The organism is Ensifer sp. 2TAB8, from assembly GCF_052115125.1.
Classification (GTDB): Bacteria; Pseudomonadota; Alphaproteobacteria; order Rhizobiales; family Rhizobiaceae; genus Ensifer.
In genome coordinates, this window is sequence record NZ_JBFRGB010000102.1 from 1 (window position 1) to 330 (window position 330).

The 330-nt window shown below is 61.5% G+C and carries 1 tRNA gene; it reads right to left on the reverse strand.

From position 1 onward, the window contains the following. Window positions 1–243: 243 nt before the first annotated feature. A tRNA-Met gene (locus AB4Z53_RS35535) sits at window positions 244–320 on the reverse strand. Between the last annotated feature and the right edge of the window lie 10 nt (window positions 321–330).

The following is a 330-nucleotide window of genomic DNA, read 5'->3' on the forward strand; positions in this document are numbered from 1 at the left end:
GCGCTGATCCTGGCCCGGATGACGGACGATGCGGCTCTGTCAGACGAGATCCTTGCGCAGACGCGGACGTGGCTTTCGGGTTCGGATCGTTCAAGCGCCGGCGTTGCCGAGGTGGCATGATAAATTCGCCCCTTCCCGCCGGCCTGGCGATTTTGGCCGTTTGTGGTGCGCTCCGTGCGGCGTCTAGAACGGCAAAAGCCCCCGGTTTTTTTTGACACGGGGGCTTATTGTATTTGGAAGATTTGGTTGCGGGGGCAGGATTTGAACCTGCGGCCTTCAGGTTATGAGCCTGACGAGCTACCGGGCTGCTCCACCCCGCGCCATCGCGGT